This window comes from Salmonella sp. NW38 (assembly GCF_051807745.1).
Classification (GTDB): domain Bacteria; phylum Pseudomonadota; class Gammaproteobacteria; order Enterobacterales; family Enterobacteriaceae; genus Salmonella; species Salmonella enterica.
Window position 1 is genome coordinate 18,409 of record NZ_JAMMTO010000004.1, and the last position, 14,697, is coordinate 33,105.

Consider the following 14,697-nt stretch of genomic DNA (forward strand, 5'->3'; position numbering starts at 1 on the left):
TGGTAGGCCGGATAAGGCGACGTCGCCCTCCGGCACTCTATCCTCCCTCCTGACGAGGTAGGCCTGTTGGTCTAAAAACCCCTCATTTTGTATGTTATTTGTACAAACCTGAAAAACCTGACAATTCCGCCACTTATAAAAATCCAGACAAATCAGCCATATACCCATTAAGAGGTATATAAAGGTGAATTTGATTTACATCAATAAGCGGGGTTGCTGAATCGTTAAGGTAGGCGGTAATAGAAAAGAAATCGAGGCAAAAATGAGCAAAGTCAGACTCGCTATTATCGGTAATGGTATGGTCGGCCACCGCTTTATTGAGGATCTCCTTGATAAATCCGACGCTAGCCTGTTCGACATTACCGTGTTCTGTGAAGAACCCCGTAAAGCCTATGACCGTGTCCACTTATCATCCTACTTCTCTCACCACACCGCGGAAGAGCTCTCTCTGGTGCGTGAAGGATTTTACGAGAAGCACGGCGTGAAGGTACTGGTTGGCGAACGCGCAATTACCATTAACCGTCAGGAGAAAGTGATTCACTCCAGCGCGGGTCGTACCGTTTATTATGACAAGCTGATCATGGCGACCGGTTCATATCCGTGGATTCCGCCGATTAAAGGCTCCGAAACCCAGGATTGCTTCGTTTACCGTACCATTGAAGACCTCAACGCTATCGAAGCCTGCGCCCGTCGCAGCAAGCGCGGGGCGGTGGTCGGCGGCGGTCTGCTGGGGCTGGAAGCCGCTGGCGCGCTGAAAAACCTCGGAGTGGAAACGCACGTCATTGAATTTGCGCCAATGCTGATGGCGGAACAGCTCGATCAGATGGGCGGCGAGCAGCTACGTCGCAAGATCGAAAGCATGGGCGTGCGTGTACACACCAGTAAAAACACGCAAGAGATTGTTCAGCAGGGTAACGAAGCGCGTAAGACTATGCGTTTTGCCGACGGCAGCGAGCTGGAAGTCGATTTTATCGTCTTCTCTACCGGTATTCGCCCACGCGACAAGCTGGCTACCCAGTGCGGTCTGGCCGTCGCGCAGCGCGGCGGGATCGTGATTAACGACACCTGCCAGACGTCCGACCCGGATATCTACGCTATCGGCGAGTGCGCCAGTTGGAACAACCGCGTTTACGGTCTGGTCGCACCAGGCTATAAAATGGCCCAGGTCGCCGTTGACCATATCCTCGGCAGTGAAAACGCCTTTGAAGGGGCGGATCTCAGCGCCAAGCTGAAGCTGCTGGGCGTGGACGTCGGCGGCATCGGCGACGCGCATGGCCGCACGCCGGGCGCGCGTAGCTACGTTTACCTCGATGAAAGCAAAGAAGTCTACAAACGTCTTATTGTCAGCGAAGATAACAAAACGCTGCTCGGCGCAGTACTGGTCGGCGACACCAGCGATTACGGCAATTTGCTGCAACTGGTACTGAACGCCATCGAACTGCCGGAAAACCCGGATTCGCTGATCCTGCCGTCGCACGCGGGTAGTGGTAAACCCTCTATCGGCGTGGATAAACTGCCGGACAGCGCGCAGATCTGCTCCTGCTTCGATGTGACTAAAGGCGATCTGATCGCCGCTATCAATAAAGGCTGTCATACCGTGGCGGCGCTGAAAGCGGAAACCAAAGCCGGAACCGGCTGCGGCGGCTGCATCCCGCTGGTGACGCAGGTACTGAACGCCGAACTGGCGAAACAGGGTATTGAAGTCAACAACAACCTGTGCGAGCACTTTGCTTATTCTCGTCAGGAACTGTTCCACTTAATCCGCGTGGAAGGCATTAAAACCTTTGAAGAACTGCTGGCGAAACACGGTAAAGGCTACGGCTGCGAAGTGTGTAAGCCGACCGTCGGTTCGCTGCTGGCGTCGTGCTGGAACGAATACATCCTCAAACCGCAGCACACGCCGCTACAGGATACTAACGACAACTTCCTGGCGAATATCCAGAAAGACGGTACTTACTCGGTGATCCCGCGCTCCGCTGGCGGTGAAATCACCCCGGAAGGTCTGGTGGCCGTGGGTCGTATCGCCCGCGAGTTTAACCTCTATACCAAAATTACCGGTTCTCAGCGTATCGGTCTGTTTGGCGCGCAAAAAGACGATCTGCCGGAAATCTGGCGTCAACTGATTGAAGCGGGCTTCGAAACCGGTCACGCGTACGCCAAAGCGCTGCGGATGGCGAAAACCTGCGTCGGCAGCACCTGGTGCCGCTACGGCGTGGGCGACAGCGTCGGTTTCGGCGTGGAGCTGGAAAACCGCTACAAAGGCATTCGCACCCCGCACAAGATGAAGTTCGGCGTCTCCGGCTGTACCCGTGAATGTGCGGAAGCGCAGGGTAAAGATGTGGGTATCATCGCCACTGAGAAAGGCTGGAACCTGTACGTTTGCGGTAACGGCGGCATGAAACCTCGTCATGCGGATCTGCTGGCAGCCGATCTCGATCGCGAAACGCTGCTCAAGTATCTCGACCGCTTTATGATGTTCTACATCCGTACCGCCGACAAACTGACCCGTACCGCACCGTGGTTAGACAACCTGGAAGGCGGCATCGACTATCTGAAATCGGTCATCATCGACGACAAGCTGGGCCTGAACGAACATCTGGAAGAAGAGATGGCGCGCCTGCGCGCAGCGGTGGTCTGCGAGTGGACGGAGACCGTCAACACGCCAGCGGCGCAGGTTCGTTTCAAACACTTTATCAACAGCGACAAGCGCGACCCAAATGTTCAGGTTGTGCCGGAACGCGAACAGCATCGTCCGGCCACGCCGTATGAACGTATCCCGGTCACTCTGGTGGAGGAAAACGCATGAGCCAGTGGCAAAACATCTGCAAAATCGATGACATCCTGCCGGGAACCGGCGTCTGCGCGCTGTCAGGCGGCGAACAGGTGGCGATTTTCCGTCCTTACCATAGCGATCAGGTGTTCGCGATCAGCAACATCGACCCGTTCTTTGAGGCCAGTGTGCTGTCTCGTGGACTGATTGCGGAACACCAGGGCGAACTGTGGGTCGCCAGCCCGTTGAAAAAGCAGCGCTTCCGCCTGAGCGATGGTTTGTGCATGGAAGATGAGCAGTTCTCTGTGAAACATTACGACGCGCGGGTAAAAGACGGCGTGGTGCAGTTGCGCGGTTAATTATTTTTGGGAGGCGCAACGCCTCCCCTTTTTTGTATTTTTTTTCATTTTAATTGTTATCACAAAATCATTTGTACTGCATCGCGGCGGCAACTGAGCAACAAATTCGTCAGGAACGAATTTGAACAGCCGCTGGCTGCCTTCGGTGAGGGACAAGGATGTCCCTCATTAATCCCCAGGAGCATAGTTCACTATGTGACTGGGGTGAGCGAGAGCAGCCAACAAAGAGGCAGTGCAAAGGATGAAGTGAGAAAAGGATAATCAAATGTTTACAGACACTATCAATAAGTGTGCGGCTAACGCTGCGCGCATCGCACGCCTGTCGGCGAATAATCCGCTCGGCTTCTGGGTCAGTTCGGCAATGGCCGGGGCTTATGTCGGTCTCGGCATCATTCTTATTTTCACCCTCGGCAATCTGCTCGACCCGTCCGTGCGTCCTTTGGTAATGGGTGCCACTTTTGGTATCGCCTTAACGCTGGTCATCATCGCCGGTTCCGAACTGTTTACCGGCCACACCATGTTCCTGACGCTGGGCGTCAAAGCTGGCACCATCAGCCACGGTCAAATGTGGGCTATCCTGCCGCAAACCTGGCTCGGCAACCTGGTCGGCTCCGTCTTTGTCGCCCTGCTTTACAGCTGGGGCGGCGGCAGTTTGTTGCCGGTCGATACCAGCATCGTTCACTCAGTCGCGCTGGCGAAAACCACCGCGCCCGCCACGGTACTGTTCTTCAAAGGCGCGCTGTGTAACTGGCTGGTTTGTCTGGCAATCTGGATGGCGATCCGCACCGAAGGCACGGCGAAATTTCTTGCTATCTGGTGGTGTCTGCTGGCGTTTATCGCCTCCGGCTACGAGCACTCTGTCGCGAATATGACGCTGTTCGCCCTCTCCTGGTTTGGTCATCACAGCGACGCTTATACCTTGTCCGGAATCGGACACAATCTGTTGTGGGTCACTCTGGGTAATACTTTGTCCGGCGTCGTGTTCATGGGATTAGGTTATTGGTATGCTACGCCGAAATCGGAGCGTCCTGTTCCGGCAAAAATCAATCAGCCAGAGGCTGCTGCCAATAATTAAGGGGTAATGTCGTGGACCATTTGCCTATATTTTGTCAATTACGCGACCGCGACTGTCTGATCGTCGGCGGTGGCGATGTCGCAGAACGCAAAGCACGGTTATTGCTGGAAGCAGGCGCACGTTTAACGGTCAATGCGCTCACCTTTATTCCACAGTTCACCGTATGGGCAAATGAAGGCATGTTGACTCTGGTTGAGGGACCGTTCGACGAAACGCTTCTCGACTCGTGTTGGCTGGCGATCGCGGCCACCGACGACGATACCGTCAACCAGCGCGTCAGCGAAGCGGCGGAGTCACGCCGCATCTTCTGCAACGTGGTGGATGCGCCGAAAGCCGCCAGCTTTATCATGCCCTCCATTATTGACCGCTCGCCGCTGATGGTCGCCGTCTCCTCGGGCGGCACTTCTCCGGTGCTGGCGCGTCTGCTGCGCGAGAAACTGGAGTCGCTGCTGCCGCAGCATCTGGGGCAGGTCGCGCGCTATGCCGGACAACTCCGCGCCCGAGTGAAAAAGCAGTTTGCCACGATGGGCGAACGTCGTCGCTTCTGGGAAAAATTTTTCGTCAATGACCGGCTGGCGCAGTCGCTGGCGAATGCCGATGAGAAAGCGGTTAACGCGACAACCGAACACCTGTTTAGCGAACCGCTGGATCACCGTGGCGAAGTCGTGCTGGTTGGCGCCGGGCCGGGCGATGCCGGACTGCTCACGCTGAAAGGGTTACAACAAATCCAACAGGCGGATATCGTGGTTTACGATCGCCTCGTCTCCGACGACATTATGAACCTGGTACGCCGCGATGCCGATCGGGTCTTTGTGGGGAAACGCGCGGGTTACCACTGCGTCCCACAGGAGGAAATCAACCAGATCCTGCTGCGTGAAGCGCAAAAAGGTAAACGCGTGGTACGCCTGAAAGGCGGCGATCCCTTTATCTTTGGTCGCGGCGGCGAAGAGCTGGAAACGCTGTGCCATGCCGGTATTCCTTTCTCGGTCGTGCCGGGGATTACCGCGGCTTCCGGCTGCTCCGCCTACTCCGGTATTCCGCTAACCCATCGCGATTACGCCCAGAGCGTACGTCTGGTCACGGGTCACCTGAAAACCGGCGGCGAGCTGGACTGGGAAAACTTGGCGGCAGAAAAACAGACGCTGGTGTTCTACATGGGGCTTAATCAGGCAGCAACTATCCAGGAAAAACTGATCGCATTCGGTATGCAGGCCGATATGCCGGTTGCGCTGGTAGAAAACGGCACCTCCGTGAAGCAACGCGTCGTCCACGGTGTGCTGACGCAGCTCGGGGAATTAGCGCAACAGGTTGAAAGCCCGGCGCTGATTATCGTTGGCCGGGTCGTTGGTTTACGCGATAAATTAAATTGGTTCTCTAATCATTAATTAAAATAAGGCCCTGTTATTCAGGGCCTTATTTTACAACTATTCGTAACCCCAAATTATTTTTACTTAAAATTAAATTAAGCAATCCATTTTAAATACACCACGTGAATTTAAATATTAATAATATTGCGTAAAAACCCTTTTATTCGTCAAATTTCCCCATCATTCATTCACCTAATAAATAACACCGTTAAGCACTCAATTTGACCTGACCTGGTTATCGGGTGATAAAATAAACACTAAAGCATAATTTTCTTCTGGCCATTTCATCATTGCCTGTATCGCTATCTCCATATGTTTATGCACGCAAGGAAAATATTAATTAAGGATGAACCCTATGCAAAAGAAAAAACTTATTTCTATCGCGATCGCTTTAACGCTACAAAGTTATTACATTCCGGCCATCGCCGCAGAAAATAACGATGATGAAAAAGAATGTCCCAGTAATATCTCCTCCCTGCCTAAAGAAAAACGCGCAAAACTCTCACCGACCTGCCTTGCTACATTACCTGAAAATGATAATCACTGGGGCTGGGTTGCTGGCGGCGTTGCTGCGCTGGTCGCAGGTGTGGCTATTGGCGTTGAAAATAACGGTGGCGGAGATTCCACTCATTCTTATACCCCCCCTACGCCCGATAATGGCGGCGACGTCACTCCGCCCGATAATGGCGGCAACGTCACTCCGCCCGACGATGGCGGCGATGACAATGTGATCCCACCCGATGATAGCGGCGATGACGATGTAACCCCGCCTGACGATAGCGGCGATGACGATGTGACCCCACCCGATGATAGCGGTGATGACGATGTAACCCCGCCTGACGATAGCGGCGATGACGATGTGACCCCGCCAGACGATAGCGGCGATGACGATGTGACCCCGCCTGACGATAGCGGCGATGACGATGTGACCCCGCCCGATGATAGCGGCGATGACGATGTGACCCCGCCTGACGATAGCGGCGATGACGATGTAACCCCGCCTGACGATAGCGGCGATGACGACGACACACCCACAGATAATTCTGTTACTACCTTCAGCAACGGCGTCACCATCGATAAAGGCAAAGATACCCTGGCCTTCGATAGCTTCAAACTGGATAACGGCAGCGTTCTCGAGGGCGCCGTGTGGAATTATTCAGAACAGGATGACCAGTGGCAGTTGACCACCGAAGACGGCAAAACGCTGAACGTCACCGGCTGGGACGTGACTGACGCCAATGCCGCCGTGATTGAAGGCACCCAGGAAAACGGTCTCTACTGGAAGTACGACAGCCGGGGCTATCTGATTATTGCCGACGATAACACCACGGTTATCACCGGCGACGGCGAATCGCATACCTCCGATCGCGGCATGGATATCAGCGGCCAGGATCGCACCGGCGTGATTATTTCCGGCGATCGAACCGTCAACACGCTCACCGGGGACTCCAGTGTGACCGACGGTGCCACCGGCATGGTGATCTCCGGCGACGGCACCACCAACACCATTTCGGGCCATTCAACGGTAGACAACGCCATCGGCGCGCTGATTTCCGGTAATAATACCACCACCGATTTCTCCGGCGACATTACCGTGAGCGGCGGCGGCACCGCCATCATCATCGACGGCGACAACGCCACGGTTCAGAATACTGGTACCTCCAGTATCAGCGGCGCAGGTTCCACCGGCACCACCATTGACGGCAATAACGCGCGCGTCAGCAACGACGGCGATATGACCATCACCGACGGTGCCACCGGCGGCCATATTATCGGCGACAACGCGGTTATCGATAATGTCGGGGACACCACCGTCAGCGGCGCGGGGTCCGCTGCGTTGTATGTCGATGGCGATAACACGCTCATTATCAATGAAGGCGATCAGACCATCTCCGGCGGCGCGACCGGTACGCGAATTGACGGCAGTAAGGCCCGTATCGCCAATACCGGCGATATCGCAGTGGATGGCGCAGGCTCTGCCGCTGTAGTTATCAATGGCGACAACGGCAGTCTGACCCAGGCGGGCGATCTGCTGGTCACCGACGGCGCGATGGGTATCATCACCTACGGCACCGGAAATGAAGCAAAAAATACCGGTAACGCCACCGTCCGCGATCAGGACTCGGTGGGTTTTGTGGTCGCTGGCGAACAAAACGCCTTCCGCAACAAAGGGAATATTAACGTCAGCCTCAACGGCACCGGCGCGCTGGTGAGCGGCAATACGTCACAGGTTACGCTGGATGGCGATATTAACGTTATTTCCGTGCAGGACAGCGATGGCGTATTCCGCGGCGCGACGGGCGTAAACGTGAGCGGCGACAGCAACACCGTCAATATCGCAGGCAACGTGAATATGAGCGCTGAGTTCGAGCAAAATTCTTTGATCGCCGGCGATACCCCGCTAACCGGCGTCACCGTTAACGGCGCCAACAACGATATCACCCTTAATGGCACATTTGACATCAACGTCGGCGATCTGTCGACAGTCAGTGGACAAGCGTTGAGTGTTATCGGTCTGAACGTTACGGGCGAGGGTAACAACGTAGATATCCGCGGCGGTATTAGCATTACCCATAGCCAGAATACGGATGGCTCGGTCAGCATCGTCACAGGCATCAATCTCAACGGCGACAGCGAAGTTACGCTAAGCGGTCAGTCCACAATAGATACAGCCACCATGATAGGAGGCGCTGTCACACTGGCCAAGGTCAGCAACGGCGGTTCTCTGATTCTGGATGACAATTCAATCATTGATATTAATGTCAATTATATAGATGTTAGCGCTTCCATTAACAATGCGCTATTAGTCGCTAACGGAGAAAATTCATCAATTGCGAACCAGGGCGATATCACAAGCCACGGCGTCTATTCCATTATGCGCGTCGACAATGGCGCAACTATCAGCAACAGCGGTGAGATCCTGGTTTACGCAACCAGTAACGGCGGCGGCGACGATCGTACTGCCGTTGCCCGCGCCGACGACGCAGGTTCGGTAATTCATAACCAATCTGGCGGTGATATCACCATCATATCTGACCAGCAACCTGTAAAATATAAAGGTTTTTCCTTTTTCCCGCTGAAATGGTACAACCATACCTTCTATGCAATGCTCGCTTCTGGATATGGCGATGTTGTCAATGATGAAGACGCCGCCATCCATTTGCAGGGCGCAGGCGTATATGGCGTTAGCGCCATCAAAGGAGCGGCGCTAAACGCAGGCGATATTTATCTGGATGGTTTTGTCCCGACGCTGGACGATGAAGGTGATATTACCAGCACAAGCTACTGGCATCCGTCATCGCTCTATCTCACCAGTGCAGGTATGGTCGCAGGCTCAACTGATGGCGGTGACGGCGACGCCACAGCCACCAATACCGGCACCATTAACGTTAATAACGCCGGGTTCGGCATGATGGCGCTCAATGGCGGCACCGCCATTAACCAGGGCACCATTAATCTCACCGCCGATGAGGGCGTCACCAAAATTGATGATAACCAGCTGGTCGGCATGGCGGCGCTCAACGGCGGGACCGTCATCAACGATACCACTGGCACCATCAATATCGATGCCTCTTACGGTAAACCATTCCTGGCCGACAACAACAGCAGCGTGATTAACTACGGCACCGTGTGCTTTGACAGCAACTGTCAGAGCAGCGACCAGTACAACCCGACCGACAGCAACGTCTCCCTGGCTTTTGCTGATGGCGATGTCATTACCGCCGCAGGTGAAACGCTTACTGGCGAAACCATTATCACCAGTCCGATCGCAACGCAGACCGTACACGTCACCAACGCAGGCATCGTCAGCGGCGGCAAGGTCACCGTCAGAAATTACGGTGATGTCACCAACGAGTCCACCGGCAGCATCAGCAGCGTCGGCATCGACAAAGGCGGCATCTATACCAACGAGGGAACAACGGCTGCCGTTTCCGTAGACGGCGGCGTGTTCAACAATACCGGCACCGTGACCGGGAAAACGGGGACCACGGTAGCGGGTTCCATTATCAACAACAGCGGCTCCATGAACGCGGTTGAGCAGTGGGCCAGCACCATGAATAACACAGGCACAGTGTCGGCCTGGGTCGGCGCATCGGGCAGTACGGTACTGAATAACTACTCAGGCGGCGAAATCGATAAGCTGAACTTTACCGGTGCCGCAACCGTTAATAACGCAGGGATCATCAACAATGGTTCTGTTGATAAAGGCGGTACGTTTAATAACCTGGAAGGCGGCGTTGTAACGCTAATAAACGACGGCCTGTGGGCTGGCGCCTTCAATAACTGGGGAACGGTGAATAGCGATGCCGATATCGCCACCGGCGGGAGCGGGCACACCCTGTATAACGGCAGCACCGGTGTTATTAACGGGCAGATCACCACGGCGAAAAATAACGGCGGCAGCAAGGCGATTAACGACGGCACCATCAACATTGATAAAACCGGCAATGTGGCGATGTCGGCGCATGGCAGCGCGAAGATGGTCAACAACGGTGAAATTAACGTCGGTACTAAAGGCACCACGCAGACCGGCATGGTCGGGATGCAGCTTGAGTCTGATGCCAAATCCGATGCGGTTATTGAAAACAACGGCACTATCAATATCTACGCCAGCAATTCTTATGCATTCAGTCAACTGAGCAGCAACGGCCATATCGTCAACAACGGTACGGTCTATATTGATGACAGCGTAACCGGCTCCGGCTTTATCAAGCAGAGCGGTAAAACCATCGAAGGCAGCGGTGAAAACGGCGACGGTACGGAAGTGCATTATGTTGACTTCATTGCGCCAACGGAACCGACCATTAACGATGGCATGGCGACCGTGACCACCGGCGACAGCGCAGGCTCATCCACCACCAACAACCTGTCCGGCTACGTGGTCGGCACCAGCGCCGACGGCAGCGCCGGTAAGCTCAAGGTCAGCAACGCCAGCATGAACGGCGTGGAAATCAACACCGGCTTTGCCGCAGGTACCGCCGACACCACCGTCAGCTTCGACAACGTGGTCGAAGGCAGCAACCTGTCTGACGCCGGCGCTATCCAGTCCACCACCGTGGTGTGGAAAGCACAGGGAAGCCAGGACAGCGACGGCAACGTTGACGTCACCATGACCAAAAACGCCTATGCCGATGTGGCGACCGACGCCAGCGTCTCCGGCGTGGCGAGTGCGCTCGACGCCGGTTATACCAACAACGAGCTGTATACCAGCCTCAACGTTGGCACCACCGCCGAACTGAACAACGCCCTGAAACAGGTCAGCGGCGCTCAGGCCACCACCGTGTTCCGCGAAGCGCGTATCCTCAGTAACCGCTTTAACATGCTGGCCGACGCGGCCCAGCAGATTAAAGACGGCCTGGCGTTTAACGTAGTGGCGAAAGGCGACCCGCGCGCTGAACTGGGCAACGACACTCAGTACGACATGCTGGCGCTGCGCCAGAAGCTGGATTTGACCACAAGCCAGAATCTGACGCTGGAGTACGGTATTGCGCGTCTGGATGGCGACGGTTCGAAAACCGCGGGCGATAACGGCCTGACCGGCGGCTACAGTCAGTTCTTCGGCCTGAAGCACAGCATGGCGTTTGATGAAGGTCTGGCGTGGAATAACAGCCTGCGTTATGACGTGCATAACCTGGACAGCAGTCGCTCCGTCTCGTATGGCGACACCAACAAGGTGGCGGATTCCGACGTACGTCAGCAGTACCTTGAGTTCCGCAGCGAAGGGGCAAAAACCTTCACTCTGATGAGTGATACGCTGAAAGTCACGCCGTATGCCGGGGTGAAATTCCGTCACACCAAGGAAGATGGCTACAAAGAGCGCAGCGCCGGAGATTTTAACCTGTCCATGAATTCTGGCAACGAAACGGCGGTAGACTCTCTTGTCGGCCTGAAGCTGGATTACGCCGGGAAAGACGGCTGGAGCGCCACCGCTACCCTGGAAGGCGGCCCGAACCTGAGCTACAGCAAGAGCCAGCGTACAGCGTCATTACAGGGTGCGGCGGGTCAATCGTTCGGCATAGATGACGGTCAAAAAGGCGGCGGCGTTAATGGCCTGGCAACCATCGGCGTGAAATATAGCAGCAATGATACCGCGCTACATCTGGATGCGTACCAGTGGAAAGAAGACGGTATCAGCGATAAAGGCTTTATGCTTAACGTTAAGAAAACATTTCGTTAAATAAACGACATTATATAACACTAATACAGGCCGCTTATTATTAAGCGGCCTTTTTTAAATCAGATTTCCAGGTAAAGATGAAGTCCTTATTTGGACTACCTGCATGGTTTATTAATTGCTATCGTACTATACGCTAAATAGATCTTATATTTATTCCACCATTAGTGTTCGTTTTATCAACAAGGATTTTGACATGTTCAAATTTGTAAAAATTGCCGTTGTGGCAGGGGTTCTGGCAACGCTCACCGCCTGTACTGGTCATATCGAAAACAAAAAAAACAACTGCAGCTACGATTATTTGCTGCACCCTGCAATTTCTATTTCTAAAATTATTGGTGGTTGCGGCCCGGCTGCCGATCAATAATAGAAACGACTGCGCAGATACAAAAAAACCGGGATTTTCCCGGTTTTTTTACAGGTCTGATAAACGGTACGGCGCAGATGCCTTGTCCAACTTACGCTCGTTTGTAGGCCCGATAAGCTCGCGCCATCGGGCACGCAATACCCCTTACGGTTTCGCCACAAAGCCAATGGCTTCGTAAACGGCTTTCAGCGTTTCGGCCGCACGTGCGCTGGCTTTTTCCGCCCCGTCTTTCATCACCTTCTGCAAGAACGCTTCGTCGTTGCGGAAACGATGATAGCGCTCCTGCAACTCAGACAACATTCCGGAAACCGCCTCCGCCACTTCGCCTTTCAAATGGCCATACATTTTACCTTCAAACTGTTTTTCCAGTTCAGGAATGCTCTGACCGGTCACGGCGGAAAGAATATCCAGCAGGTTAGAGACACCCGCTTTCTCTTTCACATCATAACGCACTACCGGCGGCTCGTCGGAGTCAGTGACCGCTCGTTTGATTTTCTTCACTACCGATTTCGGATCTTCCAGCAGGCCGATCACGTTATTACGGTTATCGTCCGATTTGGACATTTTCTTTGTCGGCTCCAGCAGCGACATCACGCGCGCGCCGGATTTTGGAATAAACGGTTCCGGTACTTTGAAAATATCGCCATACAGCCCGTTGAAACGCTGGGCGATATCGCGGCTCAGTTCCAGATGCTGCTTCTGATCTTCGCCTACCGGCACCAGATTGGTTTGGTACAACAGGATGTCTGCCGCCATCAGCACCGGGTAATCAAACAGGCCGGCGTTAATGTTTTCCGCATAGCGCGCAGATTTATCTTTAAACTGCGTCATACGGCTCAGCTCGCCGAAATAGGTATAGCAGTTCAGCGCCCAGCCAAGCTGCGCATGTTCCGGCACATGGGACTGAACGAAAATAGTGCTCTTTTCAGGATCAATACCACATGCCAGGTACAGCGCCAGCGTATCCAGCGTCGCTTTACGTAGCTGCTGCGCGTCCTGACGCACGGTAATAGCATGTTGGTCTACGATGCAGTAGATGCAATGATAGTCATCCTGCATGTTTACCCACTGACGCAATGCCCCCATATAGTTGCCAATGGTCAATTCACCTGAGGGCTGTGCGCCACTAAAAACGATGGGCTTAGTCATTTTTTATTTCCTGGTTATCGCTATGCGGAAGCCCAAGTGCGGGCAAAAGATCGTTAAAACTGTCATAAATGACGTCCGGCTCGCTAAGAGCGATCGCTTCGCCATAATTGTAGCCGTATGTCAGGCCAACCGAAGGGCAGCCCGCCGCTTTTGCAGCCTGAATGTCATTACGCGAATCGCCGACAAAAAGCATCTGCTCCGGCATCATGCCCAGCCGGCTTGCCACCAGCAACAGCGGCTCCGGATGCGGCTTCTTATTTTGCACATCATCGCCGCCGATAACCACACTAAAGTATTTGGCGATATCAAGCGATTCCAGCAACGGCGCGACGAACGGCGTCGGTTTGTTGGTCACCAAACCTAATGACAATCCGCTGGCGTGCAGCGCGCCCAGCGTGTCGGCGACATGCGGAAATAAAAAGGTGCCTTCTTCCGCCACTTCGCCATAATACCTGTCGAACAGTTTACGCAGAATGCGTACCTGTTCCTCGGCAGGAATATCTTCATCAACGGGCGGTTTCCCCATCGTCTTACGCAGCGTGGCGCGCTCCTCGCGAGCCCAGGTCAGCGCGCGTTCCATCAATACGTCTGCGCCGTTACCAATCCAGGTAATCACGCGCTCCTCGCCCGCGACCGGCAGTTCCAGCGCATACAGCGCCATATCCACCGCCGCGGCAAGACCCGGCGCGCTATCCACCAGCGTGCCGTCAAGATCAAAGGCGACGCCCCGAATATTCTGCAACTTATCCATGACTTACCTTTGCCAGCTCACTGCGCATTTCATCAATCACTTTTTTGTAGTCGGGCTTATCGAAAATTGCCGACCCCGCAACAAACATGTCCGCGCCTGCTGCGGCGATCTCGCCGATATTGTTCACCTTCACGCCGCCATCCACTTCCAGGCGAATGTCGTAACCGGACGCATCAATGCGGCGTCGCACTTCGCGCAGTTTATCCAGCGTCTGCGGAATAAAAGACTGGCCGCCGAAGCCTGGGTTCACGGACATCAGCAGGATCACATCCAGTTTGTCCATGACGTAATCGAGATAACTGAGCGGCGTTGCCGGGTTGAATACCAGCCCCGCTTTACAGCCGTGCTCTTTAATCAGCTGTAGCGTGCGGTCAACATGTTCGGAGGCTTCCGGGTGAAAGGTAATGATGCTCGCGCCAGCGGCGGCAAAGTCGGGCACGATACGGTCGACTGGCTTGACCATCAGGTGGACATCAATAGGCGCGGTAATACCGTACTGACGCAGGGATTTCAGCACCATCGGGCCGATAGTCAGGTTCGGCACATAGTGATTATCCATGACGTCAAAGTGTACAACATCAGCACCGGCAGCCAGCGCTTTGGCGGTGTCTTCACCCAGGCGAGCAAAATCAGCCGACAGAATTGAGGGGGCAATCAAATACTGTTTCATCCGCTTCTCCTTGA

9 protein-coding genes are annotated in these 14,697 nt (G+C 54.4%); 6 read left to right on the top strand and 3 right to left on the bottom strand.

The annotated features are described in order from the left end of the window. Positions 1 to 262: 262 nt before the first annotated feature. From nirB to NA624_RS08525, 6 genes are all read left to right on the top strand, one after another. A complete protein-coding gene (nirB, locus tag NA624_RS08500; RefSeq protein WP_000049255.1) occupies positions 263 to 2,806 on the top strand; it encodes an NADPH-nitrite reductase large subunit in 2,544 nt (847 codons plus the stop codon). Beyond that, positions 2,803 to 3,129, top strand: coding sequence for a nitrite reductase small subunit NirD (gene nirD / locus NA624_RS08505; protein WP_000084814.1), 327 nt, complete (start codon positions 2,803 to 2,805; stop codon positions 3,127 to 3,129). The genes nirB and nirD overlap by 4 nt, the downstream gene beginning before the upstream one ends. A gap of 265 nt (positions 3,130 to 3,394) precedes the next feature. Then, on the top strand, positions 3,395 to 4,204 hold the full coding sequence (gene nirC, locus NA624_RS08510; protein ID WP_000493573.1) for a nitrite transporter NirC: 810 nt from the start codon (positions 3,395 to 3,397) through the stop codon (positions 4,202 to 4,204). An 11-nt stretch (positions 4,205 to 4,215) separates the two neighbouring features. Further along, positions 4,216 to 5,589 carry a siroheme synthase CysG gene (cysG, locus tag NA624_RS08515; protein WP_000349904.1) on the top strand — a complete coding sequence of 458 codons (1,374 nt, stop codon included), beginning with the start codon at positions 4,216 to 4,218 and terminating at the stop codon, positions 5,587 to 5,589. A gap of 328 nt (positions 5,590 to 5,917) precedes the next feature. Beyond that, on the top strand, positions 5,918 to 11,749 hold the full coding sequence (locus tag NA624_RS08520; protein ID WP_408136937.1) for an autotransporter adhesin BigA: 5,832 nt from the start codon (positions 5,918 to 5,920) through the stop codon (positions 11,747 to 11,749). A gap of 193 nt (positions 11,750 to 11,942) precedes the next feature. Continuing rightward, positions 11,943 to 12,113 (top strand): YhfL family protein, encoded by a 171-nt coding sequence (locus NA624_RS08525; RefSeq protein ID WP_000472323.1) that lies wholly within the window; start codon positions 11,943 to 11,945, stop codon positions 12,111 to 12,113. A 144-nt stretch (positions 12,114 to 12,257) separates the two neighbouring features. Here NA624_RS08525 and trpS read toward each other — a convergent pair whose 3' ends face one another. Genes trpS through rpe form a run of 3 tightly spaced genes read right to left on the bottom strand, consistent with a single transcriptional unit; the run spans position 12,258 to position 14,683 of the window. Then, positions 12,258 to 13,262, bottom strand: a complete 1,005-nt coding sequence (gene trpS / locus NA624_RS08530; protein ID WP_000165562.1) for a tryptophan--tRNA ligase — start codon at positions 13,260 to 13,262, stop codon at positions 12,258 to 12,260. Beyond that, on the bottom strand, positions 13,255 to 14,013 hold the full coding sequence (gene gph / locus NA624_RS08535; protein WP_000359652.1) for a phosphoglycolate phosphatase: 759 nt from the start codon (positions 14,011 to 14,013) through the stop codon (positions 13,255 to 13,257). Before gph ends, trpS begins: the two co-directional genes overlap by 8 nt. Continuing rightward, positions 14,006 to 14,683 carry a ribulose-phosphate 3-epimerase gene (rpe, locus tag NA624_RS08540; protein ID WP_000816283.1) on the bottom strand — a complete coding sequence of 226 codons (678 nt, stop codon included), beginning with the start codon at positions 14,681 to 14,683 and terminating at the stop codon, positions 14,006 to 14,008. Before rpe ends, gph begins: the two co-directional genes overlap by 8 nt. Positions 14,684 to 14,697 lie beyond the last annotated feature (14 nt).